Source organism: Sphaerimonospora thailandensis (genome assembly GCF_016863115.1).
In the GTDB taxonomy this organism is placed as follows: Bacteria; Actinomycetota; Actinomycetes; order Streptosporangiales; family Streptosporangiaceae; genus Sphaerimonospora; species Sphaerimonospora cavernae.
Window position 1 is genome coordinate 13714 of the sequence record NZ_BOOG01000017.1, and the last position, 25195, is coordinate 38908.

A 25195-nucleotide genomic window follows, 5' to 3' on the forward strand; every position below is an offset into this window, starting at 1 on the left:
CGACCGCGTTCCTACGACCGCGTTCCTACGACCACGGGCCCGCGCCGCACCGAATCGGGCGGCGCGGGCCCCCGGTTCAAGCCCGGCAGGTACGGCTGCCGCTGGTTCCGGGCCTCCACTCCCGAGGCGGCCCCGGCCGATTCCGGAGACACACCCGGGAAAACGCGACCACATCCCTAAGGGATGGGTCAGGGACGAGTCCGGCTGATCTCCGATGGGCCGGCGTCCTCATCGCGGTCACAGTGATGAGGCATGAGGATGCTGCTCGGGAATGCCGTGATCGGAGCCGGTGCGGCCGGGATGGCGGTCCTGCACCTGGTGTCGGGTCTGGACCCGCTCCAGGGCATGATCAGTGAGTACGTCTTCGCACCGTACGGCTGGCTGCTGCCCGTCTCGCTCACGCTGATCGCCGCGGGCTCGGCCGTGCTCGCCGTGTGGCTGACCCGCCTGCACCCTGACCCGCTGGGTCGGGGGGCCGCGTTCCTGATCGGGGTGTGGAGTTGCTGCCTGCTGCTGGTCGCCGGGTTTCCCACGGACCGGCCCGGACTGTCGCTGTCCGTTTCCGGCGAGATCCACAGGTATGCGGCGTGCGTAGCTTTTCTCAGCGTGCCGGCCGCCGGGCTGATCATCGCCAGGATCACCGGTTCGAACCTCATCCGCACGCTGAGCGTGGTCGCGCTCGGTTCCCTCGTGCTCGTGGCCGTGCCGTACGTCATCAGGGCGCTGGGTGTCGACCCGGGAGCCGTGCCCGCCGGGCTCACCCAGCGCCTGACTGTGATCACCGAGGTGGCCGCCCTGTTTCTCGTACCGCTGCGCCACCCGCTTGAGGGCCGTCCTGAGGAACGTCAGATCAGGCCGAGGTCCTTGACCGCGTCGCGCTCCTCGACCAGTTCGTTCACCGAGGCGTCGATCCGCTGCCGGGAGAACGCGTCGATCTCCAGGCCCTGGACGATCTCCCACCGCCCGTTCCTGGACACCACCGGGAACGAGGAGATGACACCCTCCGGGACGCCGTACGAGCCGTCCGACGGGATGGCGGCGGAGGTCCAGTCACCCTCCGGCGTGCCGTTGACCCAGTCGTGGACGTGGTCGATGGCCGCGTTCGCCGCGGACGCCGCCGAGGAAGCGCCCCGCGCCTCGATGATCGCGGCACCGCGCTTGGCGACGGTCGGGATGAAGGTGTCGCGCAGCCACTCCTCCTCGACCTGCTCCGCCGCGATCTTTCCGCCGACCTCGGCGTGGAAGAGGTCCGGGTACTGCGTGGCCGAGTGGTTGCCCCAGATCGTCATCTTCCTGACCTCGGTCACCGGGACGCGCAGCTTCGCCGCGAGCTGGGAAAGCGCGCGGTTGTGGTCGAGGCGGGTCATCGCGGTGAACCGCTCGGCGGGCACGTCCGGCGCGGCCGACTGCGCGATGAGGGCGTTGGTGTTGGCGGGGTTGCCGACCACGAGCACGCGGATGTCGTCGGCCGCGTGGTCGTTGATCGCCCTGCCCTGCGGGCCGAAGATGCCGCCGTTGGCCTCGAGGAGGTCGCCGCGCTCCATGCCCTTCGTGCGAGGACGGGCGCCCACGAGCAGTGCGACGTTGGCGCCGTCGAACGCCTTCGCCGGGTCATCGGAGATCTCGATGCCCTCCAGCAGCGGGAATGCGCAGTCGTCGAGCTCCATCGCGGTGCCCTCGGCCGCCTTGACGGCCGGTGGGATCTCCAGAAGGCTCAGCTTCACGGGGGTGTCCGCCCCGAGAAGCTGGCCGGAGGCGATGCGGAAGAGCAGCGCGTAACCGATCTGGCCGGCCGCGCCGGTGACGGTCACTTTGACGGTCATGACGATCCCCATTCGCATATCTGTGTGTCTCCCGGATGCTATCCGGCCACGATGATCCTCCCGTGGGGAGGTGGCGTCCCGGCCCGAAGTGTCCCGGCCCGAGGTGTCCCGGCCCGAGGTGTCCCGGCCCGAGGTGTCCCGGACGGTGCGTCGCGCGAAGAGCAAGACGGAACAAGAAGAACTGACCGGCGGAGGGTAAGTCCGGCGGTTTCTTGGGAATCATGATGACACCGGTTGAGCGGAACCCCACGGAAGGAGGGGCCCAGTTGAAGAAGGTGCGGATTGTGTCGCGACCGCGGCCGTCGAAGACCCCCCAGTCCCTTGACCTGCGTACCCCCTCAGGGCGCGTCCTGCCGTTCTGACTGATCAGGCTCTGGCCAGCTCGTAGCAGCGACCGAAGCCTTCCAGCACGGCCGCCCATGAGCACGTCACCGGCTCGGTCTCCCGGTTGTGCGCGGCGATCGAGCGACGCAGCTCCGCGTCCCCGGCGAGCCGGGCGACCGCGGCGGCCAGTTCGTCGAACGTCCGGCCCAGCAGGCCCTCCTTGCCGGTGGTGACGAAGTCGGCGACCCCGCTCTGGGCCCGGGCGACCACGGGGACACCCGTCGCCCGGGCCTCCAGCGCGGCCAGCCCGAACGACTCACGCGGCGCCGGGGCCACGAAGACGTCGGCGGATGCGAGCAGCTCCTTGATCTGTTCCCGGCTGAACCGTCCGGGCAGCGACACCCAGTCGAGGCGCCGGGCCTTCAGGTAACGCTCCATGCGTCCACGCGCCGGGCCGTCGCCCACGATCGTGGCCCGCAGCGCGATCTGGCCCGGCACCCTTGTGCGTACGGCCTCCAGCAGTTTGAGCAGCCGCAGCGGCTGCTTGCGCGGCGCGAGCCTGCCGACGGCCACCACATGCACAGAGTCTCCATGCACGGCGTCCCCATGCACGGCCTCCGGCGGCGCGCCGTCGTGCTGTGCTTCTTCCTGTGCTTGGTGGGGGCGCCAACCGGAGACGTCCAGGCCGTTGGACACCACCCGGACCGGGACCCGGGGGCCGGTCACCGCCCGGACCGGGCGGGCGGCGGCCTCGCTGACGGCGGTCGCGACCAGGCCCCAGCGCCGCCAGTCGAACGTGGCCTGCAGCGCCCGGTAAACACCGCGTGTGACCGGATCCCACATGCTGTGCACGGTGACCACGACGGGCAGTCCGGAGCGTACGGCGGCCCGCACGCCCATCCAGGCGAACGGCGAGACCGCGCCGGTGTGCACGTGGACCACGTCAGGCCGCCGGGAGGTCATGAGCCGGATCAGGTGGCCGGTGCCGCGCGGGTGAACCGGCAGGTCGAACGGGAGGCGCGCCACCACGCGGTGCACTCCGGGGATGGCGGCCCCCGGCGTCGCCGTCGCCACCTCGACCAGGTGGCCCGCCTCGCGCTGCGCTCTGACGAGGTCGGCGACCTGCACCTCTATGCCCCCGAGCCGGGGAAGGTAGCAGTCGCTGACGTGAAGAATCCTCACCGGCCAAGACTGACAGAGTGGCCGGTCCCCATCAAACGCCTCCTATCGAACATCTCCCGTCCACGGACGAGCGGCACGCCGTACGACTGCCCGTGGGATCATGGCCGGAAGAGGTACGACACGCGGGTGAGGCAGATGAGAACCTTCGACGAGGCACGATGAGCACCGCGGTGTTCTTTCACGCCCATCCGGACGACGAGGCGCTGCTGACGGCCGGGACCATGGCGATGCTGGCGCACGAGGGGCACCGGGTCGTGCTCGTCGTCGCGACGGCCGGGGAGCGCGGCCTCGCCGACCTCCCGCACGGCGACGAGCTGGGCCGGGCCCGGATGGACGAGTTGCGCGTCTCGGCGGCGGCGCTGGGCTGCGCGCGGGTGGTGCAGCTCGGCTACGGCGACTCCGGCCTGGCCATAGACGGCGGCGTGGCGGAGGACCGGCCGGACGACGCGTTCATCGACGCCGACGTCGAGGAGGCGGCGCAGCGGCTCGCCGCCGTACTCAAGGAGGAGGCCGCCGACCTCATCACGATCTACGATCCGGCCGGCGGGTACGGCCACCCGGATCACGTGCAGGTGTATCGGGTCGGCACCCGCGCGGCCGAGATCGCCGGGACGCCCGTCGTCCTGGAGGCCACGGTGAACCGGGACCTGTTGCTCAAGGGCGTACGGCTGGCGGCCCGTTTCTATCCGTCGCTCGACGTCAGAAGCTTCGAGCGGGCCTACTCCCCCGGGGAGGCGATCACTCATCGGGTGAACGTGCGGAGGTTCGCCAGGGCCAAGCGGGCGGCTATGGCCGCGCACGGCACGCAGACGACCGGCGGCGACGGCGACCGCACCCTGGGCGCCATGCTCAAGATCCCTTATCCGCTCTACCGGATGGTCTTCGGCACCGAGTGGTACGTCCGCCGGGGCCTGCCGCCCGGCACCCGCCTGCGACACCCGTTCGACAATCCGTAGGATGCCTCGATCCTCCGGGAGGAGGAGCCCACGGGCCGGCTGCCCCGGCAGACTGGGTGGAAAGCGTTCGATGACGACGACGGGGTACGACGGGGGACATCGCGGGTGAACAGGAAGTGGCTGCAGATCACGCTGTCCGTGGTCTCGCTCGCGTTGGCCGCCGCACTGGTGATCTATCTCCCGCAGATCGTGCACGCGCTGACCGGGGCGAAGGTCAGCTGGCGTGAGATCGGCCACGAGTTCGGCCGGATGGACGTGTCGACGATCGCGCTGATGACCGTGTTATGGCTGGCCAGCCTCTGGGCGTACACGTTCGTGATGACCTCGGCGCTGCCCGGGCTCACCCACCTGCAGGCGCTGACGCTCAACGCGGCGGGCAGCGCGGTCAGCAACCTGCTGCCGTTCGGCGGCGCCGCCGGGGTGGCGCTGACGTTCGGCATGACGCGCGGCTGGGGCTTCGCCAACCGGCCCATCGTCGTCTACACGCTCGTCACCGGCATCTGGAACACGCTGTTCCGCTTCATCCTGCCCGCCGTCGGCATCGTGTGCCTGCTGATCGCCGGCAGGGCGCCCAACCCCACGGTCGCACAGGCCGGATGGGCCGGCGCGGTCTCGATCCTCGTTCTCGTGGCCGTCGTGGCCGCCGCGCTCTACTGGGACCGGGCCGCCGCCGTCCTCGGGCGCGTGCTCGACGCGAGCGTACGGATCCTGCCCCGGCGCGTCCGGCCCGGCGAGCACACGGCCTCGGCGGCGATCGAGCGGCTGCGCCGCGACACCGCCGGGATCATCCACCGGCGGTGGCCGGGACTGTCCCTCGGGATGATCGCGTTCCTCGGCCTGCAATGCCTGATCATGGCCTGCTGCCTGATCGCCACCGGGTCCTATCCCGGCCCGGCCGAGACCGTCGCGGTCTTCGCGCTGAGCCGGGTGCTCACCACCGCGCTCGTCACCCCCAGCGGCGCGGGGATCATGGAGGGCGGCGTGGCCACCCTGCTGATCGGCGCGTTCGGCCAGCCCGCGAGCGGGGCCACCGCGGCGGCCGTGCTGTTCGGCTTCTGGACGTACACGATCGAGATCCCGTGGGGCGGGCTCGCGCTGGGCGGCTGGACGCTGCTGCGCAGGCGCGGCGGCGACCGCGCCGCGCGAGCCGCCTCCCCCATATCGGGGCACGATCTATCAGACACCCCCTAAGATCGCAGCGCGAAGACAGAATGCCGTCGTCGGCGAAACGCTTGTCTCCGATTCACCGGCGCGCATACCGTTGCGCGTGACATGAATCAGCGATCGGCGGCCGCTGAGCGCGGTGTGACGAATCGGATGGGCGGCGGCCAATGAGCTCGGTGGCGTTCCGGGTTCTCGGGCCCGTGGGTGCGCATGACGGCACGGGCGAGTTGGACCTCGGCGGGTTACGGCAGCGCGCCGTGCTCGCCCGTCTGCTGGTGGCACGCGGCCAGGTCGTCCCGGTCGACACCCTGCTGTTCGACCTGTGGAACGACGACGCGACCAGGGGCGCGCAATCAGGACTGCAGGTGTACGTCTCACGGCTGCGCCGCGTCCTCGAGCCGGGCAGACCGCGCGGGGGGCCGAACCGGCTGCTCGTGACCGTCGCGTCCGGCTACGCCCTGCGCACCGCCCCCGAGCACGTGGACGCGCTGCGCTTCGAGGCCGACGTCCGCTCGGCCGGGGAACGGCTGGACCGCCTCCCCCACGAGGCCAGGGCGATGCTCGAGGCATCACTCGCGCTCTGGCAGGGCACGCCGTACTCCGACTTCGCCGAGCAGCCGTGGGCCGAGGCCGAGGTGGCACGGCTGAGCGAACTGCGCGTGGTCGCGCGGGAGCGGTACGCCGACGCGGGCCTGCGGCTGGGGCTGCACGCGGAGACCGTGCCCGACCTGGAGGCGTTGACCACCGAGCACGCCCTGCGCGAGGAGGGCTGGCGGCTGCTCGCGCTCGGCCTGTACCGGTGCGGGCGGCAGGGTGACGCGCTGGCCGCGCTGCGCCGGGCCCGGACGATCCTGTCCGACGAGCTCGGCATCGATCCAGGGCCCGCGCTGCGGAAGCTGGAGTCGGACATCCTCGCCCAGGATCCCGGTCTCGACCTGGTCCTGCCCGCCCGGCGGCCGGTCGAGGCCGCCGCGACGTGGCCGCCCCGGCCGGTCGAGGCGGGAGCCGTACCTCCCCTTCGGCCCGAGCCGTTCGTGGGGCGGGAGGCCGAGCTCACCGCGCTCGCCGCGGCGCCGCCGCGGGCACGGGCGGGCCGGTTCACCGTCGCGGTGATCGGCGGCGATCCGGGCGCAGGGAAGAGCACGCTGGTACGGCGGCTCGCCGAACGCCTGGAAGGCGAGGGGTGGACGACGACCACCGGCTCCTGTCCCGACAGCACCGCCACCCCTCCCGGCTGGGCCTGGGTCGAGGTGCTGCGCGCGCTCGTCACGAGAAGGGGGGCGGGAGAGTACGCGGCCCTGCTCGCGCCGCTGCTGGACGACGCCGCCCCGGACAGCACCGGCGACGACGACGCGTCCGGCGGTTTCCGGCTGCACCGGGCGGTGGGCGGTTACCTCTCCGGAGTGGCGCGGGAGGCGCCGCTGCTGATCCTCCTGGAGGATCTGCAGTGGGCGGACGACCAGACCCTGGCCCTGCTGCGGGCGCTGCCGAGCCTGCTCGCGGCCAGCCGCGTCCTGCTGGTGGTCACGTGCCGGGACGGCGAGCTGAACGCGGGGCAGCAGGACGTGCTGGCCGCGCTCGCCCGCCTGGATCCCGTACGGGTCGGCCTCGGCGGGCTGGCCGACGCGGCGGTGGCCGAGCTGATCCGCGCCACCTGCGTGCACGAAGTGGACGACGAGGTCATCGGCGCGATCGTGGAGCGCGCGGGCGGCAACCCGTTCTTCGTCAAGGAGACGGCCCGCCTGTTCGAGGCGGAGGCCGACATCTCCCAGGTTCCCTCGGGCGTGCGCGAGGTGCTGCGGCGGCGGATCGCCCGGCTGCCGGAGCGGGCGCAGCAGGTGCTGCTGCAGGCCGCCGTGATCGGCCGTGACGTGGACGTCGACGTGCTGGTCGACGTGTCCGGCGACGAGGACTCGGTGGTGGACGCGGTCGAGGCGGCGCTGCTCGCCGGGCTGGTGACCGAGCCGGGTCCCGGCCTGCTCAGGTTCGACCACGCGTTGATCAGGGACACGATCTACTCGGACGCCTCCCGGCTGCGCAGGTCGCGGCTGCACGGCGCGGTGGCGTCGGTCATCGAGCAGCGCGACCCGAACGACGTGGCCGCCCTGGCCCATCACTACGACGCGGCGGGCACCGCGGAGACCGCGGCCAAGGCGCAGCGGTACGCCGGCCTGGCCGCCGAGCAGGCGGAGCGGCGGTTCGCGCACCGGGAGGCCGCTTCGCTGTGGCAGAAGGCCATCGCCGCCTTCGACCGCGCCCACCCGGCTGCCCACCCGGCTGCCCACCCAGGTGCCCACCCGGCTGCCCGCCCCGGCGGCGGTCCCGTGAAGGAGCGGCTGGAGCTGCGGCTCAGGCTGATCAGGACCCTGGCGCTGGGCGGCGACATGACCGCGGCCCGCGCGCACCGGCGGGACGCCATGGACGTGGCCCTGCCGCTCGGCGATCTGGAGCTGACCGCGCGGGTGGCGGCCGCGCTCGCGGTCCCGCACAAGGGCATCGCCCGGGACTTCACCCGGACCGCCTGGGAGATCGTCAACGTCACAGAGAAGGCCCTGGAGGAGCTGCCGCCGAGCGAGCAGTCCCTGCGGGCCAGTCTGCTCGCCACGCTGGCGCTGGAACTGGAGGGCTCGGCCACCGAGCGCGGTTACCAGGCGTCGCTGGAGGCCGAGGAGCTGGCGAGGTCGAGCGGCGATCCCGCCCTGCTGGCGATGGCGCTCAGCGGCAGGCTGCGCCAGTCGTACACGCTGACACAGGTGGACGAGCGCGAGACCATCGGCCGGGAACTGCTGCGGGTCGGCGCGGAGTCCGGCCAGATCGCGGTCCAGGCGCTGGCCCACCTGGTGCTGCTGGAATGCGCGGCCGCCCGGGGCGACTTCGCCGAGGCCGACGAGCACCTCGCGCAGGCCGAGCGGCTCGGCCGGCGCTACGATCTACCCGCCCCGGCCGCCATTGGCGCGTGGTACGCCGGCCAGCGACTGATGATCACTGGCGACTACGACGCGGCGGAGCGCGCCTACCGGAACGCGGCCCGGCTGACGGCGCGGGCCGGCATGCTCGAAGGCCGTCAGGACCTGCCGCTGATCGCCACGTTCTGCCTCCACCTGGTCGACGGCCGCGCCGCCGAGATCGTCGAGCCGCTGGGCGAGGCCCACCAGCGCGGCGCCAAGTGGACGCTCGACGCGTACGTGGTGGCGCTGTTCTACGCGGGACACGTGAAGGACGCGCAGGCGGTCGCGGTGGCCCGGGAGCCGGTCCGTACCGACTTCCTCTACGAGCTCGCGCTCATCTGGCGGGCGCTGGCGGGCATGCTGCTCGACGACGAGAGCCGGATGCGGGAGGCGTACGAGAAGCTGCTGCCGTTCCACGACAGGATCGCCGGGGCGGGCACGGGCGTGGTCGCCCTCTGGCCGGTCGCCAGGACGCTCGGCGATCTCGCGGTACGGCTCGGCCTGCCGGCCGGGGAGCACTACGAGAAGGCGCTGGCCGTGGCCGAAAGGGGGAACGTGCCCCGATGGATCGCCGATGCCCGCCACGCCCTCCAGCCCCGGCACCCATGACGCCTTCTATCGGCGGAGCAGGCCGTGGCAGGCGATGGCGGCGGCGGCCACGACATTCAGCGAGTCCACGCCCAGTTCCATGGCGGCCGGGCTCATCGAGATGCGGACGGGCTGGTCGGCCTCCTTGAGCCAGTGTGACGACAGGCCATCGCCCTCCGAGCCCAGCAGCAGCGCCACCCGCTCCGCCATGACGACCTCGTCGAGCGGCGTGGCCGACTGATCGGGCGTCAACGCCAGCGTCCGGAATCCGGCCGCCCGGATCTCGGCCAGGCCGCCGTGCCAGTCGATCATCCGGGCGTACGGGATCGCGAAGACCGCCCCCATGGAGACCTTCACCGATCGGCGGTAGAGGGGGTCGGCGCATCGGGGCGACAGGACGATCGCGTCGACGCCGAGCGCCGCCGCGCAACGGAAGATGGCCCCGACGTTTCCATGGTCGGTCAGGTCTTCGAGTACGACGATCCGACGCGTCCCGTTCAGGAGTTCGCGGACCTCTGGCAGCGCCGTACGTCCCATCGAGGCGAGCGCACCCCGGTGCACGGGAAAACCGGTGACGCCGGCCATGACCTGGTCGGAGACCACGTAGACGGTGGTCTCCCCGGCGACGTCGGCGATGTGGTCGGGGAGGCCACGCTCGACCCACTTGGCCGTGGTCAGGATCGAGCGCACCGGGTGCCCCGCCCCGACGGCCCGCCGGATGACCTTCTCCCCCTCGGCGATGAACAGGCCGTGCTCGCTCTCCAGGCTCTTGCGGAGGTCCATGTCGCGCAGCCGTACGTAATCGGCGAGGCGCGGATCGGCGGCGTCTTCGACCTGGATGAGCACCTGCCAAGGGTACGGCGGCGCCGGCGCGCCCCGATATCGGTGCACCAAAAACGACGTTTGGCCCTCTTCGCGATGCCCAGTATCGTTCCGTAAGCATTACGGAGAATCTCCCCGAGAGCCATCCGCGGCGCGTCCGGGGAGAGCCAAATCGAGACCGAAGAGGGCACCGTGGGCGGACGGCACCGCACAGACGAACTCGAGGGCGACTTCAACCCCCAGCACGAGCCGCCACCCAGGCGACGCAGCGGCCCGGGCAAGGTGTTCGTCCCGTTGGCCGGCGCGGTCGCCCTCGCTGTGCTCTGCGGTGTGGCCGCCTATGTGGTCGTCAACAAGGATCCCCAGTGCGGAGAAGCGGGGAACGACGCCGGCGAAAAGATCGGTCTCACCGTGGTGGCCTCGCCCGACATTCAGCCGGCGGTGCAGAAGGTCGCCGGCAAGTTCGCCAAGTCGGGCAAGAAGGTCGACGGGAAATGCGTGACGGTGACGGTCAAGGCGGCGGAGTCCGCCGACGTCGCCAACGCGATCACGGGATCCGGCCCCACCAAGGCCCAGGCCGAGGACAAGTCCGGGGCCGACGCCGATGTCTGGATCCCCGACTCCAAGCTCTGGACCACCGGCCTGCCCACGGACGGCACGGCGAAGCTGGCGGGCAACGCCGCCCGTTCCCCCGTCGTGCTCACCACGTCGAAGTCCGGCGCGGAGAAGCTGCGCTCGGCCTTCAGCCCGGCGAGCTGGACCGGGCTCATGAGCGCCGCGAACGCCGCCAACCCCGACGGCCTGGCCAGGAAGGTGCGCGTGCTCGCGCTCGACCCCACGCAGAACGCCGCCGGGCTGGGCGCGCTGCTCGCCGGCGCGAGCGTGCTCAAAGCGGGCGGCGGCAGCGAGGAACTCCTCGTCGGCGTGCTGCGGCAGCTGTCGGAATCCACCGTGCCGTCCCCCGACAATCTCTTCGCCACGCTGACGAAGACCACCGCACGCATCCCGGTCGGCGTCGCCTCCGAGCAGGCGGTCTGGTCGTTCAACACCAAGACCTCCCCGTCGAGCCCCGCGGTGGCGCTCTATCCGACCGAGGGCACGGTCAGCCTCGACTACCCGATCGTCATCAGGGCCAAGGCCGGCGCGGTACGCAAGGCCGCGGCCGCCTTCGCCGCCGAGCTGACCTCGGCCTCTGGCAAGAAGACCGTGCAGGACTACGGCTTCCGCACGCCGGACGGCAAGGGCGGCGGCCTGCTCAAGCCGGAGAACGGCGTGAGCGCCAAGAAGCCCGCTGAGATCAAACTGCCGGACCAGTCGTCGATCGACAAGCTGGCCCAGGCGTGGCGGCAGATCAAGCTGGGCACCCGCATGCTCGGGCTGATCGACATCTCCGGAACGATGGCCGAGCCGGCGGACAGCACCGGGGTCAGCCGCATGAAGGCCATCACGGAGACCAGCATCGAAGGGCTGAAGCTGTTCCCCGACAAGACCGAGATCGGCATCTGGGCGTTCTCCGACAACCTGCAGGGCCCGGGCGTCGACTGGAAGCCCGTCATCTCGATCGGTCCGCTGGCCCAGCAGGTCAACGGCGTCACCCGGCGGGACCGCATCATCCAGGCGATGCAGCGGACGCAGGCGATCCCGACCGGCAACACCGGGCTGAACGACACACTGTGGGCCGCCTACCAGAAGATGACCAAGGAATATCAGCCCGACAAGGTCAACACGATCCTCCTGTTCACCGACGGCGTCGGCAACGACGACCCGAACGGCGGCATCGAGAACAAGGAGATCATTCAGAAGCTGAAGCAGGCGTACGACCCCAAGCGGCCGGTGAGCATCCTGATCGTCTCGTTCAACACGACGCAGGACGACGACAGGGCACAGATGGCCGCGATCGCCAAGGCCACCGGTGGCGCCGCCTACTTCCCCCAGACGGTGCTGGAGGTCCGCGACATCTTCCTCAAGGGCATCGCCCGCCGTCTGTGCGCGCCGAACTGTGGAGGTTCGGCGCAGTAGTCCTCGAATTTCTCTCCTTTATCGCAAATACTGCGCTTTCACTGGAGATTACGGAACCATGCCCCGAATGCGCTCCGCTTTGCCAGCAAATAGCACTCGCCAGTAACAATCAGGATTCGCCAGGTGTTAGCGGGAGTTCGAAAGGGGAGAAATCCACCCGACCGAGGATTTGAGGGGGCATCGTGGCCCAAGCATGGCTGCCCGGCACCAGCCGGCTTCCCTCCCTTGAGGACTCCGGGGCGATGTTGGGCGGTGCTCCGCGCACCGTCTGGTTCATCTGGCCCGCGGACCCTCAGGCGGTTTCGGCCAAGTCCGTCGCACAACGGCTCATCCAGCTCGATCGCCCCTCCCACCTGGTGTGGAACCCGGTGACCGGGGAGATCGTCCAGCTCCTCCCGCCCACCAGGGCGGCGAGCGGGCTGGTGGGCGACCGGGGCCGGAACGGACGCGTCTGCGTGCAGATCCGGGTCATCGGATCGACGCACGAACCGTTCACCGATACCAAGCTCGACGGCCTGGACGACATCCTGGAGTGGCTGGACTCCTGGGAGGTCCCCCGGCGCTGGCCGTGCGGACCGCCTCTGCCGTACCCGCACTCGCTCATGGCCGACCGCAGCTGCCGGCTGTGGGCCCTCGGCGGGCACTTCGGCCATTCCCAGGTGCCGGGGACCCGGGAGGGCGATCCGGGTTCGATCGACATCTCCAGGATCCTCGGGACGGCTCCCGCGAAGCTGGAGGCCCCTCCCGCGCCTGACGACCTGCGGCTGCTGGAGCAGGTGATCTGACGGCCGGATCACTGTGCGGCGAGGAGCCGTCGAATCACCGCACAGCCATGCCGTACGTCGGCCCGCGAAGCCGAGCCGTACCCGAGCACGAGACCGTGCACGCGGGGCGGCCCGTGATGGTGCCGGTCGGCGGTGTCGAGCAGCACGCCATGCCGCCGTGCCCGCTCGACCAGCCCCGGGACGACCTCGGCGGGCAGCTCGACCATCACGTGCAGCCCGGCGGTGTCCCCGCGCACGAGCGGCCCGAGCGGTCCGAGCGTCTCGACGATGATCGCGCGTCGACGGGCGTACTCCAGCCGCATCCTGCGCAGGTGCCGGTCGAGGTCGCCGCGTTCCAGCAGGGCCGCGACCGCGGCCTGCACCGGCCCGGGCGTGCGGTCGGTCAGCTCGACCCGGACGTGGGCGATCCGGTCGAGCAGGTCCCCGGAGGCCACCAGCCAGCCGAGGCCGACATCCGGGCTGAGCGACTTCGACAGCGTGCCGAGCAGCACCACCCGCTCGGGGTCGAGACCATAGAGCGCGGGCAGCGGCGCGACGTCGTAGCGGAACTCGGCGTCGTAGTCGTCCTCGACGAGGATCGCGCCGGTGCGGCGCGCCCACGCGAGCAGCCGCTCCCTGCGCGGGATCGGCAGCCTGCCGCCCCTGGGGTACTGGTGGGCGGGTGTGGTGTAGAGCACCCGCAGGTCATCCGGCAGCGCTTCGACGATCACGCCCTGCTCGTCCACCGGGCACGGCACGATCTCGGCGCCCCGGGCCGCGAAGACGCTCCTGGCCTTCCGGTAGCCGGGCTCCTCCACCCCGGCCCTCGGTGGCGACTCGCCCGGCCGGGGCCGCAGCAGCACCGCCGCGATGAGATCGAGTCCGTTGCCGGTGCCCCTCGTGACCATGATGTCGTCCGCCACGACGGGTACGGCTCGCGCTCGGCGGAGATGCTCGGCGAGGAGTTCGCGCAGCCCGGGATGCCCATGGGGATCCGGAGAGTCGCTGGGCGCGACGGCGCCGGCCGCCCGCCAGGCCCGCCGCCATGCCGCCATGTCGTACGCGAACGCCCAGGGTCGTCCGGGGCGCAGATCGACCACCCGGTCCGCCGCTCCGGTCCTCACCGGACCATCCGGCCGCCGCTCTGGTCGCGCGGGCCGCCGTACGGGATCGAGCGGCAGTGCGCCGTCCGCCACGTACGTCCCGGAGCCGTGCCGGCCTTCCAGCCAGCCCTCGGCGTAGAGCTGCTGGTAGGCGACCATCACGACGGTCCGGCTGACGCCGAGCACGGCCGCGAGCCCGCGGCTCGACGGCAGCCGCTCACCCGCCCTCAGCCCGCCCGTGCGCATCGCGTCCCTGAGCAGGTCCACGAGCTGCACGGTCAGCGGCGCCGGCGACGACCGGTCCAGTGCCAGCGGAATGTCGATGTGCCCGCGCAAGTGGTCTCCCAACGGCAGCCGGAAGTGGACACATTCGACATGTCCACTTCCGCCTAACGTAACGGACATGCTCTCCACGACCGCGTGCAGCCGGGCTCCGGTTGTTTGACACGTTTGCTCGGCTATTTCCTGATTTTTCTACTCACGGCGTCGATGGTCACTAAGCTACGGTCTCGTCATGGCGGGGGCCCAGGGCGATGAGGAGACCGTATGCACGGCCAGACGGATGCCTGGCGAGTCCCCGGCTACACGGAGATTCGCGAGCTGGGCAGGGGTGGCGCCGGCAGAGTCGTGCTCGCACGGCATGACGCCGACGACATCCTGGTGGCCATCAAGTACCTGTCCGACGCACTCATGTCGGACCTGCATTTCGTCGCCAGGTTCCGGCACGAGGCGCGCCTGCTCGCGTCGATGGACCCCAGCCCGCACGCGGCCAAGTTCTATGAATACGTGGAGGTGCCACGGGGCGCCGCCATCGTGATGGAGCTGATCAACGGCGTCTCGCTGCGCGCGATGCTCCGCTCCGAGGGCCCGACCGGTCCGGAGGCGGCACTGGTCGTGCTCAAGGGGTCGCTGCTCGGCCTCGCGGCGGCGCACGGCGTCGGCGTCGTCCACCGCGACTACAAGCCCGAGAACGTGATGGTCGAGGCCGACGGCATGAGCAAGCTCGTCGACTTCGGCATCGCCACGCAGATCGGTCAGGGCGGCGGCGCCGTCTCGGGCACGCCGCCGTACATGGCGCCGGAGCAGTGGTCGGGCGGCCCTGCCGGCCCGGCCACCGATGTCTACGCGGCCACCGTCGTCTTCTTCGAGTGCCTCACCGGCGGCCGCCCGTTCCGGGCGCAGAACATGGCGGCGCTGGCCCGCCAGCACCAGGTCACCCCTCCCCCTGTGGAGGAAGTGCCGCCCTCGCTGCGCGGGCTGGTGGAGCGCGGCATGGCCAAGCGGGCCGCCGACCGGCCGCGGTCGGCACTGGAGTTCCTTCAGGAACTGGAGCTCGTCGCGGCCGACGTGTACGGCCCGGCCTGGGAGGAGCGGGGACGGCGCAGGCTCGCCGCTCTGGCCGGCCTGCTGGTCCAGTTCTTCCCCCTCGCCGAGGAGGCTCCCGAAGTCGGCACGTCCATCGCGGAGACGAACCTGGGCCGCGGCCTGCTCGGCAAGGTGAGCACGAAGATCGGCCTGACCGTCGTGGTCATGGCAGCCGTCGCGGGCGGCACGGCGGCCCTGGTCGGCTCCCTGACCGGGACCACGCTCCAGGCCGACGAGACGATCACGACACCGAGCACTTCGCCCGCCGATCCGCTGACGGTCGCCCCCGCCACCGACGAGGCGACGGCCGAACCCACGGAGACGCCCACGGAGACGCTCTCGGAAACAGGCTCGGCCGACGATCCGAAGCCGACCGCGTCGAGCACCCCGGTAGTACGGCCCAGGCCGACGGCGACCGGCGGTCCCGTCCAGCAGCCCACTGCCACCCCGACCGCGAGACCGACCCCCAGCCCGACGGCCGGGCCCAAACCGAGCCCGACGCCCAGCCCGACGCCGACGAGGAAGCCATCGCCGACCCAATCGGAGCCCGACACCACGATCACGCTCCCCGTCCCGAAGAGTCCGGCTCCGGGGAGTACGACGCCGGGGAGTACGACCCCGCCCACGACGTCCAGACCGACCACCCCTCAGAACCCGCCGTCCTCGACCCCGCCGTCCTCGACCCCGCCGGGCGAAGGGACGCCGGGCGAAGACCCGCCGCCGAGACTGACGGCCTCACCCGAGGCTCCGGACGGAAGCGCCGTTCCGGTGGGCGTCTTCGCCATCGGCCTGATGACGACCGGCCTGGTGCCCGCCACACTGGCGGTGAAGCGGGCGACCGGAAGGCTCCGTCGGCGGGACTCGAGGTGATGGATGAACGAGGTGATGGATGAACGAGGGCGCGACGATCGCGGGGCATCGCCTGACCGGACGCACCCGGACGGGTGAACTCGGCACCTGGCACGACGCGATCTCCCCGGCGGGAGCCCCGTCGGGCGTGCTGCGGTTCGATCCGCACCTGATCGGCGGAGCCCGGGCCAGAGAACGGTTGATCACCGCGGTGAAAGCGGATCTTCAGCTGCTCCGGCAGGGCGGCCCACCGGTGCTCCTGCCCGTCGCCGACCTGGTGACCGCGCGCGGCGAGGTCTGGCTGATCACCATACGCCGGGCCATGCCGACCCTCGCCGACCTGCTCGGGGGCACCGTGCCCGGGGCCGGAATCGACGCCGCCGGGGCGGCCTCGATCCTCCGGGAAACCGCGCAGGCGCTGCTCACCCTCCATGCGGCGGGGCTCACGCACGGCGCTGTGCATCCCGGCACGGTTGTCATCGGGGACGACGGATCGGTGCTCCTGGCCGAACGAGGGCTGCTCGCGGCGCTCCGCGACGCGTCCACGCACCGAAACGCGAACGAGTTCGGGACGGGAAGCACGGCGGAGAGCACGGCGGCAAGCACGGCGGCGGATACGGCCGCCTGGGCGGCACTCGCCCGAGGTCTGGCAGCGCGTTTCGCGCAGGACTCCGCACACGGTCGTCCCGCGCAGGGGATGGCCGCCGCGCTCCTCGACCGCGCCGCCGCGGTGGCCCTGGCCCAGGGGCTCGGCGCCGCCCGGGAGACCCTGCTCGCCGGACGCGACATGCTTCCTCCCGGCAGCACAACCCTGGCCGGGACCGTCCACCTGTGGTTCTCGGGAGGCGCCCCGGCATCCCCAACCCCGGCATCCCCGCCCGCCGCCGACATGAGTCCCGTCACGCCCGCCGCCGGCGAGGCCGTCACGCTGCTCGACCTGTCCGGCGCGCACGACATCGCCCCGGCCGACCCGGCCGCCCCGGCGGGCCGTACGGCACAGCCGGACCATGACGTGATGATGCGCTTCGGGCCGGGGGTGCCGACTGAGACGACCGCCGAGCAGATCTGGCGCTCCGGGCGGACGTCCACCGTCCACACTCAAGTGATCGGCGACGCCCCACGCCGGCGGAAGCGGCGGACGACGGTGTGGGCCGGGCCGCTGCTGCTCGCGATGCTCATCGCCGCCGTGATCCTCTGGTTGCGGATGTCCCCGTTGGGCCCCGATCTCGCCGTGCTGAAGGTGGACGTCAAGCCGCCGAAGAAGACCGTGCGCTGCGGCGGCAGGGCCGACTTCGTCGGGGTCGTCACGACTAACGGCGGCCGCGGGACGATCCGCTACGAGTGGCTGCGCAGCGACGGCCAGAAGATCGAGCAGGAGCAGTCGGTGGGCTCGGGGACCACGTCGTTGGACTTCCCGTTGCACTGGACGGTGAAGGGCTCCGGGTCCTTCCGCGGCACCGCGACGCTGCGCGTCCTGTCCCCCAGCGCGACGGGGAAGCTTCTGCAGGATAAAGCTAGTTTTTCCTACAAATGCTGACTTCACTAGTGTGGCCCGCATGACGACGACCCCCGCCGGCTGGTACCCCGACCCGTACGGCTCCCCCGACCTCCGTTGGTGGGACGGCACGCAGTGGACCGACGCCACTCATGCGCGGATGCAGCAGCCCGGTCAGGCGAGCCGGCCGGGTGCGCCGGATGAATTACGGCAGTCCCCTCACCTGGGATATCCCGTACGACCCGGCGACCCCCTTCCCGCGGCACAGGCGCCGTACGCCGGGGAACCCGCGCAGCCGGCGGACCCGCCAGGACAGCCGAAACAGCCCGAAGAGCCAGACCGTCCCGAAGAGCCAGACCGACCGCGACAGGCCGGCCGACCCGGACAGCTCTGGCAGCAGCCCGGCCCGCAGCACAGCGTCCCTCACCAGCCTCACCAGCCTCACCAGCAGCCGGGACAGCCGGTCTCCGACGTGCCGCAGTGGGGGAATCTCGGACAGACCGCCCAGATGCCGGTGCCGGACTTCGGGCCGCCGCCACAGCGGTCCTCGATGTGGCCGTGGGCCCTGGGCGGCGTCGCCGTGGTCGTCGCGCTCGCGCTCGTCATCGGCGGCGTGCTGTTCTTCGTGAACAAGGGCGCCGAGTCCACCGCGTCCCGGCCGCAGCCGGTGTCGACGCCACAGCTGGACGAGACCGTCCCCCCGTCGACCGAGCCGACGTCCCCGCCGTCCATGCCCGAGCTGCCCCAGCCGTCCGGAGAGCGGATCAGCGATCCCGTCACCGGGCTCTCCTATGCCTATCCCGGCGACTCCTGGATCGTGCCCAAGGCGGCAGAGATCAACAATCCCGGCGACCCCAACCGGCCGCTGTGGACGAGCGCCTGCCTGGTCATGTCCCAGCGGAACTACGACGGCCGGGGCAGCGACTGGATGGGCTCCATTTCCACCGGCCGCCTCCCCCAGGTCTTCCCGTACAACGGCCCCGGGAGCTTCGAAGGTCTCGCCGGAGCCCTGTTGTCCGTCTACGAGCCGGTCTTCTACCCCCTGCCGCACGCGCGGAAGATCGTACGCAACGAGGCGATGAAGGTGGGCGATCGTGAGGCCTGGGTGGTGGAGCTCGAGATGGACTTCTCGAAGGTCTCCGAGGTGAGCGCGTTGGAGTGGAAGGCCGAGAAGGCGGCGTTCGTCCTGGTCGATCAGGGCCAGGGACAGTCTCCTGCCCTGCTGCACATCTCCATTCCGGACAATCTGGACCAGTCGGCGTACAAGCGCGTGCTGGACTCACTCGAAGCCAGGTAAACGCCGACTACTCTTGAGCCATGAATGACCCACTGGTCTGGATCGACTGTGAGATGACCGGGCTCGACCTCGGCCGTGACGCGCTCGTCGAGGTGGCCTGTGTCGTCACCGACAGCGAGCTCAACCGGTTGGACGAGGGCGTCGACGTCGTCATCAAGCCCCCGGCCGAGACATTGGAGCAGATGTCCGAGGTGGTGCGGGAGATGCACACCGCCTCGGGCCTGCTGCGTGCGCTGGCGGCCGGGGTGACGCTCGCGGAGGCCGAGTCCATGGTGTTCGACTACATCCGCTCCTACGTGGCCGAGCCCAAAAAGGCTCCGCTGTGCGGCAACTCGATCGCGACCGACCGCGCGTTCCTCGCGCGGGACATGCCGCTGGTCGACGCGTTCCTGCACTACCGGATGATCGATGTCTCCTCCGTCAAGGAACTCGCCCGCCGGTGGTATCCCCGGGTCTACTTCGCCGCGCCCGAGAAGCAGGGCGGGCACCGGGCCCTGGCCGACATCGTCGAGAGCATCCGGGAACTGCGCTACTACCGGGCGGCCGTCTTCGTGCCCCAGCCGGGCCCCGACTCGGCCACGGCCCGGGAAGTCGCCGAGGCCGTCTCCGCCTCCTGACCCCAGGTTTCCAGACCGGCCGGCGGAACCGGTGAGCACACGGACTCCAAAATGCCGCTACACTTCTTTCGTACGCCTCGCAAGGGGCGGACATGGTGGGTGTAGCTCAGCTGGCAGAGCGCCAGGTTGTGGTCCTGGATGTCGTGGGTTCAAGTCCCATCACTCACCCGGCGCGGCGGTGGCTGGTCCCGACTGGACCGGCCACCGCCTTTTTCGTATCCCGCATCCCCGTACGGGGGCCGGGAAGGGCAGCTCGCGGAAGCACTCTGGGTCATGCGCCGATCGCGTTCGGTCGCGATCCCGACTTCACCACGGTTACTCTGTGCTTGTTCCCACTGCTCGAGATTTCCCTCTGCTCGAATCGCCCCAGGAGAGCGGCAACCGATGCCGAACAGGCAACACAACGCGATATGTCCCGGTTGTCACGGCCCCGGACGGGTCATCATCTATCGGATGGCGGTCGCCGGCGGCCGGATCGGGACCGCCGGCGTGGAAGAGCCCTGCCAGGACTGCGGCGGCAAAGGGTACGTGACCTTCGAGGTGGAGGTCGCCGAGCCCGCACCCGAAGACCGGTGAAAGCCCGCCGATCTCCCCTGACTTGACCGCCGCCCATCGGGGAAAGGGGGGGAGATGTGGAAAGAGGTCTTCCTGCCGGAGACACCGCTACCGGAGATCTTCGTCCGGGGCACCGTCGTCTACCTGGCGATCTTCTTCATGCTTCGCTTCACGCCCCGGCGCGAGGTGGGCTCGTTCAGCACCACCAACCTGATCGTGATCGTCATCATCGCCGACGCGGCCCAGAACGCGATGGCCGGGAAATATCACTCGATCACCGACGGACTGCTCCTCGTGGCGACCATCATCGGCTGGTCGATCGTGCTGGACGCCGCGGCCTTCCGCTGGCCCGTCATCGCCCGTGTCGTCAAGCCGCCGCCACGCGTCCTCATCAGGGACGGCAGGCTTGACCGGCGCAATCTCCGGCGCGAGCTCATCACCGAGGACGAGTTGATGGCGCACCTGCGCGAGCAGGGAACCGATGATGTGAGCGAACTGAACGTGGTGCTGGAACCCGATGGACGGGTGAGCGTGCGCAGACAGGACGACGGGCGATCTTACGGAAGTTAGTCAGGCCGCATTGCCCCCAAAGTTGGGAAATGAGGGTTATGCTCGCTGTCAACGGCCGCGCGGGGGGCAGGCGATCTTTGACCTCTCGACGGAGGCCTGATGAGAGTCGACGACCCTACCCGAATGGGACTCAGCAAGCGGGAAGCCGAAGTCATGGAGTTGATCGCAACCGGTCACTCCAACGGCGAGATCGCCCAGCGTCTGTTCCTCAGCGAGAAGACCGTGAAGAATCACGTCAACCGCATCTACGCCAAGCTCGGCGTCGAGTCGCGCGACACCGCGATCGGCCGCTGGCTGGGGACGACGCGAAGCGACGACGCCTGACGCCCCAGATGCCGGGACGCTCCGGTGCCGGGACGCTCCGGTGCCGGGCGCTCGGGTAGGCACAGCCGAGCCCCGGCATCCGCTCGATGGTGTCCTCGATGGTGTACGGCCGTACGGTGTACGGCCGTACTGCTCAGCGGCCGGTACGGCTCAGCGCCCGGCGCAGAGCGGCCAGGCCGTGCTCCAGTTCGTCGGGCTGGACGGACAGCGCGGGGCGCAGCCGTACGGATCGAGCGCCGCAGGGCAGGACGAGGATGCCCTCCTCCTCACGGAGCCGGGCGACCAGCGTCGCTTGATCCAGGACGGCGGAATCGGGGACGTCGAAGGCGCACATCAACCCACGTCCGCGCGCGTTGACGATGAGGCCGTCGGCCTCCAGGCCCTGGAGCGCGCCGAGCAGTTTCTCCCCGAGGATCGCCGCCCCCGGGATCAGCCCATCGCGCTCGATGATCTCGAGCATCCGGCGGGAGCGCACCATGTCGACCAGCCCGCCGCCCCAGGTGGAGTTGATCCGGCCGCTGACCGCGAAGACGTTGTCGGGCACGAGATCGACCCTGCGTCCTGCCATGATGCCGCCGACCTGCACCTTCTTGGCGAAGGCGACGATGTCTGGGGCGAGGCCGAGTTGCTGGTACGCCCAGGGCGTGCCGGTCAGGCCGACGCCGGTCTGCACCTCGTCGAGGATGAACAGGGCGTCGTTCTCGTGGCAGAGCGCCTGCATGGCCTGGAGGAACTCGGCGCGCATGTGGTTGTCGCCGCCCTCGCCCTGGATGGGTTCGGCGATGAAGCAGGCGATGTCGTGGCGGAATCGGGCGAACGCCTCACGTGCCTGGGCCAGCGCGCGTTCCTCCGCCCGCTCGACGTCCCCGAAATGGATCGCGGGGACGTCGATCCGGGGCCAGCCGAACTTGGGGAACCGCTCGGTCTTCACGGGGTCGGTGTTGGTCAGCGAGAGCGTGTAGCCGCTGCGGCCGTGGAAGGCCCGGGTCAGGTGCAACACCCTGGTGCCGAGCCCCGGGTGGCGGCCGTGGGCCTCGTTCCAGCGGCTCTTCCAGTCGAAGGCGCACTTGAGTGCGTTCTCGACGGCCAGCGCGCCGCCCTCGACGAGGAACAGATGCGGCAGCTCGGGATCGCCGAGCACCCGCTGGAACGTCTCCACGAACTCGGCCAGGTGGACGGTGTAGAGGTCGGAGTTGGCCGGCTTGTTCGCGGCCACGCGGCCGAGCGACTCCAGGAACTCCGGGTCGTCGGCGAAGGGGTTCATACCGAGGGGTGCCGACGCGAAGAACGTATAGAAGTCCAGATATCGTCGGCCGTCCCGGGCGTCGACCAGCCAGGAACCCGCACTCCTGTCCAGATCGAGCACCAGCCGGTAGCCGTCGACGAGCAGATGCCGCGAGAGTGCGCCATGCACAGCACTGGGATCCATGTCACCTCCACCGTTACGCCGCTGACAACACTATTCCCTCACATACGGGGTTAATAGTGAAGACTTTCTAGCCAGATGTGACTTCTGGCGAACATTTTCCATACCTCAGGGGAAGGAGCTGACGACGCGGCCATGCCGTACGGCATGGCCGGGCAAAGCCCCGGGGGGATGAAGGGCGGCTACAGCGCCCGGAGGAAGCGGGCGGCGATGGGGACGGCGGCGCCGGCGCCGGTGCCGCCGTTCTGGATGAAGACGGCGAAGGCGAGGTCGCCGCGATATCCGATGAACCAGCCGTGGTCCTGGCCGCCCTGCCAGTCCTCGGCCGTACCGGTCTTGCCGGCGGTCCCCTCGGGCAGTCCTCTGCCGCTCGCGGTTCCCACGGTCACCACCGCGCTCATCATCGCGCGCAGCCCGTCGGCCACGTCCTGCCGGAGGGTCACGGTCTCCGGCTGGACGGCCGCCATCTCGGCGGTGTCGAGGAGCAGCCGCGGCGGATGCCACTCTCCGCTGCGTACGGCGGCCGCCACGAGCGCCATGCAGAGCGGGGTCGCCTCGACCTTGCCCTGGCCGAAGGAGTCCGCGGCGAGCGCGTCGGGATTCTCGGGATGGTCGATGCCGCCACAGGTGCCGCCCGCGCCGGTGTCGATCGGCACGCCGAACCCGAACCGCCGGGCCTGCTCGACCAGCGCGTCGGCGTTCAGCCGCTCGATCGTCAGACGCACGAACGAGGTGTTGCACGACAGCGCGTACGCCTGCCGCAGCGTCACCGTGCCGTGGTCCTCGTTCTTGTAATTGGGGAACGAACGATATCCGGGGATCTGGTAGGCGGCCGGGCACTCCACCGGCGTGTCAGGGGTGACTCCCGCGTTCAGCAGCGCGGCGGCGGTGATCGTCTTGAACGTCGACCCCGGGGCGTACTTGCGCTCGAACGCCCCTCGCGGCGTGGGGCCGCCCAGGCGGTCGGCGACCGCGAGGATCTCCCCCGTGGACGGCCGCACCGCGACCAGGGCGGCCGGATGCCCGACCTCATCGAGCGCCCGCGCCGCCGCCGCCTGCACGGCCCACTCGATCGTCGTCCTGATCTGCTTCGGCGGCCGGGGCCTGTGCTCGATCAGAGTCCTGGCCGGCTCGCCCGGGTTCTCCAGGCGGATCGCCCAGGCCGCGTCCGTCCCCTCCGTCGGCACGGCGACGCCCCCGGACATGGCGGCCGACAGTCGGGACACGTATTCGTCGGCCCAGCTGTCCCGCGGGAAGGGGCGTCCCTCGCGGGTCACCGGTCCCTGCGTCGGCGCCGGACCCGTGGCCCGTGCGATCTGCCCGCCCTCGGCGAGATCGGGGTGCAGGACGGCGGGCGTCCAGATGACCTTCCAGCTGAGGTCCCGTACGGCGAGGCGCAGCGTGGACCGGACCCGCCAGGTGCCGTAGCCCGGCTCCGCGCGCTCCTGGCTGAAGGGGACCTCGGCGGTGTCGTCGCCGGTCGTGACGGGCGCTTCAGGCATGAGCCGTATGGACGCCGACAGCAGCGCGTCCTCGAAGTCCCGGTGCCTGGCGACGAAGTCGTCGGGCGGGTCGTCCACCATCTCTCGCATCGCCTCGAAGTCGCCCCGCGACCATGCCCTGAGGTAGCCGTCGGCGACCTCCTGGGCTGAGCCGTCGGGCTCGGTCCGCAGCTCCAGCGTCGGCGGGGACGCCGAGGTGGCGGTCGCCGGGTCTGCGGTCGGGGCCGGGGACCCCGCCGGGGACTGGGCGGCCGTGGAATTCTGCCTGCCTGACACGATGAGACCGACCACGCCGGAGACGAAAATGGTGGCCGCGACCGTGATCAGGGCGAGCAGGGCCCGGTTCCGCATACGGTTCTCATATCACGTGAGAGGAGATATGGGGTGGCAAGGGAGAAAGAACCCCTTCCGGGCCGCTATCCGGTGACCTTCGGGGAGGTCGAGCTCCTGCGTGACCTCGATCGGCCGGATGGATGGATGCTCACCATGGACGGCGTCCCGCAGTCGTACGTGGATCTGAGCGATCCGACCTACATCGACTTTTCCTATGTCCAACTGCTGGCCTACGTGATCGACTGCCTGCCCGAGGGCCCCCTCGACGCCGTCCACGTCGGCGGGGGCGCCTGCACGATCCCCCGCTACATCTCGGCGCGCCGTCCGGGGTCGCGGCACCTCGTGGTGGAGCCGGACGCCGGGCTGGTGCAGCTCGTCCGCGACCAGCTCCGGCTCAAGTCGGTGCCCAGGCTGAAGGTGCGCATCCTGGACGGCCGCGCCGCCGCCGCCGGGCTTCCGGACCGGTTCGCCGACCTCTTCGTGCTGGACGCCTTCTCCGGCGCGACGATGCCCGTTGAGCTCGCCACCACGCAGTACATGGCGGAGGTCGCCCGGATCCTGCGACCGGACGGCACTTTGCTGATCAACGTGGCCGACGGGAAGGGCCTGGCCTTCGCCAAGCGGGTCGTGGCCACCGTCACCGAGGCCTTCCCGCACGTCGCGCTGCTGGCCGAGCCGGGCGTCTTCCGGGGCCGGCGCTTCGGCAACCTGATCGTGGCGGCCTCGCCCGTCGAGCTGCCCGTCGGGCCGCTCACGAGGAAGGCCGCCGGCGGCGCCGTACAGGCCAGGTGCGTGTCCGGTGAGGACCTGACCCGGCTGGTCGCGGGCGCGCGCCCCATCCGTGACGGTGATGCCGTGCTCACCCCCGTGCCGCCGCCCGACCTGTTCGATTAGACCTGATCAGGCCTGATGGGCGGCGACGATGGCGTCGATGCGTGCGGCGAGCGTGAAGTCGAGATCGGTGAGGCCCCCCTCGTCGTGAGTGGTCAGCGCCAGGTGCAGCGTGCGCCAGCGGATGTCGATGTCGGGATGGTGGTTCATCGCCTCGGCCTGCTCGGCGATGTCGTTCACGATCGCGATCGCCGTACGGAAGTCGGGGGCGACCACGGTCCTGCGGATGGTGTCGCCGTCCCGCCGCCAGTCGGAAACATCGTTCATGACTCCCACGA

General features: G+C 70.8%; 21 protein-coding genes, 1 tRNA gene and 2 pseudogenes. 16 read left to right on the forward strand and 8 right to left on the reverse strand.

Annotated elements, in window-relative coordinates:
- Window positions 1–345: 345 nt before the first annotated feature.
- Window positions 346–747 (forward strand): annotated as a pseudogene (locus Mth01_RS30375) (DUF998 domain-containing protein); the annotation flags it as partial.
- A 98-nt stretch (window positions 748–845) separates the two neighbouring features.
- On the opposite strand, the gene Mth01_RS09800 reads toward Mth01_RS30375, so the two are convergent.
- Together Mth01_RS09800 and Mth01_RS09805 are read right to left on the reverse strand one after the other, a co-directional pair.
- Window positions 846–1823, reverse strand: a complete 978-nt coding sequence (locus Mth01_RS09800; protein ID WP_204014799.1) for a malate dehydrogenase — start codon at window positions 1821–1823, stop codon at window positions 846–848.
- A 366-nt stretch (window positions 1824–2189) separates the two neighbouring features.
- Window positions 2190–3329, reverse strand: a complete 1140-nt coding sequence (locus Mth01_RS09805) for a glycosyltransferase family 4 protein (protein WP_204014801.1) — start codon at window positions 3327–3329, stop codon at window positions 2190–2192.
- Window positions 3330–3487: 158 nt separating this feature from the next.
- On the opposite strand from Mth01_RS09805, the gene Mth01_RS09810 reads away from it, so the two are divergent.
- From Mth01_RS09810 to Mth01_RS09820, 3 genes are all read left to right on the forward strand, one after another.
- The gene (locus Mth01_RS09810) at window positions 3488–4285 is read left to right on the forward strand and encodes a PIG-L deacetylase family protein (RefSeq protein ID WP_239089513.1); all 798 of its coding nucleotides are present in this window, start codon (window positions 3488–3490) and stop codon (window positions 4283–4285) included.
- Between the two features lie 105 nt (window positions 4286–4390).
- Window positions 4391–5476, forward strand: coding sequence for a lysylphosphatidylglycerol synthase domain-containing protein (locus tag Mth01_RS09815; RefSeq protein WP_204014803.1), 1086 nt, complete (start codon window positions 4391–4393; stop codon window positions 5474–5476).
- Between the two features lie 173 nt (window positions 5477–5649).
- On the forward strand, window positions 5650–9006 hold the full coding sequence (locus Mth01_RS09820; RefSeq protein ID WP_239089514.1) for an AfsR/SARP family transcriptional regulator: 3357 nt from the start codon (window positions 5650–5652) through the stop codon (window positions 9004–9006).
- Between the two features lie 6 nt (window positions 9007–9012).
- On the opposite strand, the gene Mth01_RS09825 is transcribed toward Mth01_RS09820, so the two are convergent.
- Window positions 9013–9831 carry a TrmH family RNA methyltransferase gene (locus Mth01_RS09825; RefSeq protein WP_239089515.1) on the reverse strand — a complete coding sequence of 273 codons (819 nt, stop codon included), beginning with the start codon at window positions 9829–9831 and terminating at the stop codon, window positions 9013–9015.
- Between the two features lie 168 nt (window positions 9832–9999).
- Between Mth01_RS09825 and Mth01_RS09830 the strand changes: the two genes are divergently transcribed.
- Together Mth01_RS09830 and Mth01_RS09835 are read left to right on the forward strand one after the other, a co-directional pair.
- Window positions 10000–11826, forward strand: a complete 1827-nt coding sequence (locus Mth01_RS09830; protein ID WP_239089516.1) for a substrate-binding domain-containing protein — start codon at window positions 10000–10002, stop codon at window positions 11824–11826.
- A gap of 182 nt (window positions 11827–12008) precedes the next feature.
- Window positions 12009–12611 carry a hypothetical protein gene (locus tag Mth01_RS09835; protein ID WP_239089517.1) on the forward strand — a complete coding sequence of 201 codons (603 nt, stop codon included), beginning with the start codon at window positions 12009–12011 and terminating at the stop codon, window positions 12609–12611.
- Between the two features lie 8 nt (window positions 12612–12619).
- On the opposite strand, the gene pdxR is transcribed toward Mth01_RS09835, so the two are convergent.
- Window positions 12620–14029 carry a MocR-like pyridoxine biosynthesis transcription factor PdxR gene (gene pdxR, locus Mth01_RS09840; protein WP_239089518.1) on the reverse strand — a complete coding sequence of 470 codons (1410 nt, stop codon included), beginning with the start codon at window positions 14027–14029 and terminating at the stop codon, window positions 12620–12622.
- A gap of 210 nt (window positions 14030–14239) precedes the next feature.
- On the opposite strand from pdxR, the gene Mth01_RS09845 reads away from it, so the two are divergent.
- The 3 genes and pseudogenes from Mth01_RS09845 to Mth01_RS30380 form a co-directional block, all read left to right on the forward strand.
- A complete protein-coding gene (locus Mth01_RS09845) occupies window positions 14240–15928 on the forward strand; it encodes a serine/threonine-protein kinase (protein ID WP_204014809.1) in 1689 nt (562 codons plus the stop codon).
- A gap of 19 nt (window positions 15929–15947) precedes the next feature.
- Window positions 15948–17444, forward strand: coding sequence for a protein kinase family protein (locus Mth01_RS09850; RefSeq protein WP_204014812.1), 1497 nt, complete (start codon window positions 15948–15950; stop codon window positions 17442–17444).
- 19 nt (window positions 17445–17463) lie between these two features.
- Window positions 17464–17565: pseudogene (locus Mth01_RS30380) on the forward strand (DUF2510 domain-containing protein); the annotation flags it as partial.
- A 42-nt stretch (window positions 17566–17607) separates the two neighbouring features.
- On the opposite strand, the gene Mth01_RS29635 reads toward Mth01_RS30380, so the two are convergent.
- On the reverse strand, window positions 17608–17829 hold the full coding sequence (locus Mth01_RS29635) for a hypothetical protein (protein ID WP_239089519.1): 222 nt from the start codon (window positions 17827–17829) through the stop codon (window positions 17608–17610).
- Between the two features lie 81 nt (window positions 17830–17910).
- Here Mth01_RS29635 and Mth01_RS29640 point away from each other — a divergent pair, with 81 nt between their 5' ends.
- The 6 genes from Mth01_RS29640 (at window position 17911) to Mth01_RS09875 (ending at window position 20765) form a co-directional block, all read left to right on the forward strand.
- A complete protein-coding gene (locus tag Mth01_RS29640) occupies window positions 17911–18699 on the forward strand; it encodes a hypothetical protein (protein WP_239089520.1) in 789 nt (262 codons plus the stop codon).
- Window positions 18700–18719: 20 nt separating this feature from the next.
- The gene (gene orn / locus Mth01_RS09860) at window positions 18720–19316 is read left to right on the forward strand and encodes an oligoribonuclease (RefSeq protein ID WP_204014818.1); all 597 of its coding nucleotides are present in this window, start codon (window positions 18720–18722) and stop codon (window positions 19314–19316) included.
- Between the two features lie 95 nt (window positions 19317–19411).
- Window positions 19412–19484 (forward strand) — tRNA-His (locus Mth01_RS09865).
- 285 nt (window positions 19485–19769) lie between these two features.
- Window positions 19770–19892 (forward strand): hypothetical protein, encoded by a 123-nt coding sequence (locus Mth01_RS30125; protein WP_275408913.1) that lies wholly within the window; start codon window positions 19770–19772, stop codon window positions 19890–19892.
- 54 nt (window positions 19893–19946) lie between these two features.
- Window positions 19947–20441: a DUF421 domain-containing protein gene (locus Mth01_RS09870; RefSeq protein WP_204014821.1), complete on the forward strand. Its 495-nt coding sequence runs from the start codon at window positions 19947–19949 to the stop codon at window positions 20439–20441.
- Window positions 20442–20540: 99 nt separating this feature from the next.
- Entirely contained in the window at window positions 20541–20765 is a 225-nt protein-coding gene (locus tag Mth01_RS09875; RefSeq protein WP_204014824.1) for a helix-turn-helix domain-containing protein, read from the forward strand.
- 133 nt (window positions 20766–20898) lie between these two features.
- Here Mth01_RS09875 and lat read toward each other — a convergent pair whose 3' ends face one another.
- Entirely contained in the window at window positions 20899–22194 is a 1296-nt protein-coding gene (gene lat, locus Mth01_RS09880) for an L-lysine 6-transaminase (RefSeq protein WP_204014827.1), read from the reverse strand.
- 179 nt (window positions 22195–22373) lie between these two features.
- Window positions 22374–24044 (reverse strand): penicillin-binding transpeptidase domain-containing protein, encoded by a 1671-nt coding sequence (locus tag Mth01_RS09885; protein WP_204014830.1) that lies wholly within the window; start codon window positions 24042–24044, stop codon window positions 22374–22376.
- A gap of 33 nt (window positions 24045–24077) precedes the next feature.
- On the opposite strand from Mth01_RS09885, the gene Mth01_RS09890 reads away from it, so the two are divergent.
- Window positions 24078–24920 carry a spermidine synthase gene (locus tag Mth01_RS09890; protein ID WP_239089521.1) on the forward strand — a complete coding sequence of 281 codons (843 nt, stop codon included), beginning with the start codon at window positions 24078–24080 and terminating at the stop codon, window positions 24918–24920.
- A 6-nt stretch (window positions 24921–24926) separates the two neighbouring features.
- On the opposite strand, the gene Mth01_RS09895 is transcribed toward Mth01_RS09890, so the two are convergent.
- Complete coding sequence (locus tag Mth01_RS09895) at window positions 24927–25184, reverse strand: 4a-hydroxytetrahydrobiopterin dehydratase (RefSeq protein ID WP_204014833.1); 258 nt, start codon at window positions 25182–25184, stop codon at window positions 24927–24929.
- Window positions 25185–25195 lie beyond the last annotated feature (11 nt).

Excerpts from the sequence above, each read along its gene's own strand:
- lat (WP_204014827.1), bottom strand. The coding sequence starts at position 22,194 with ATGGATCCCAGTGCTGTGCATGGCGCACTCTCGCGGCATCTGCTCGTC.
- Mth01_RS30125 (WP_275408913.1), top strand. The coding sequence starts at position 19,770 with ATGGCGGTCGCCGGCGGCCGGATCGGGACCGCCGGCGTGGAAGAGCCC.
- Mth01_RS09800 (WP_204014799.1), bottom strand. The coding sequence starts at position 1,823 with ATGACCGTCAAAGTGACCGTCACCGGCGCGGCCGGCCAGATCGGTTAC.
- Mth01_RS09875 (WP_204014824.1), top strand. The coding sequence starts at position 20,541 with ATGAGAGTCGACGACCCTACCCGAATGGGACTCAGCAAGCGGGAAGCC.
- Mth01_RS29640 (WP_239089520.1), top strand. The coding sequence starts at position 17,911 with ATGCCGGTGCCGGACTTCGGGCCGCCGCCACAGCGGTCCTCGATGTGG.
- Mth01_RS09885 (WP_204014830.1), bottom strand. The coding sequence starts at position 24,044 with ATGCGGAACCGGGCCCTGCTCGCCCTGATCACGGTCGCGGCCACCATT.
- Mth01_RS09895 (WP_204014833.1), bottom strand. The coding sequence starts at position 25,184 with ATGAACGATGTTTCCGACTGGCGGCGGGACGGCGACACCATCCGCAGG.
- orn (WP_204014818.1), top strand. The coding sequence starts at position 18,720 with ATGAATGACCCACTGGTCTGGATCGACTGTGAGATGACCGGGCTCGAC.
- Mth01_RS09845 (WP_204014809.1), top strand. The coding sequence starts at position 14,240 with ATGCACGGCCAGACGGATGCCTGGCGAGTCCCCGGCTACACGGAGATT.
- Mth01_RS09810 (WP_239089513.1), top strand. The coding sequence starts at position 3,488 with ATGAGCACCGCGGTGTTCTTTCACGCCCATCCGGACGACGAGGCGCTG.
- Mth01_RS09850 (WP_204014812.1), top strand. The coding sequence starts at position 15,948 with ATGAACGAGGGCGCGACGATCGCGGGGCATCGCCTGACCGGACGCACC.
- Mth01_RS09870 (WP_204014821.1), top strand. The coding sequence starts at position 19,947 with ATGTGGAAAGAGGTCTTCCTGCCGGAGACACCGCTACCGGAGATCTTC.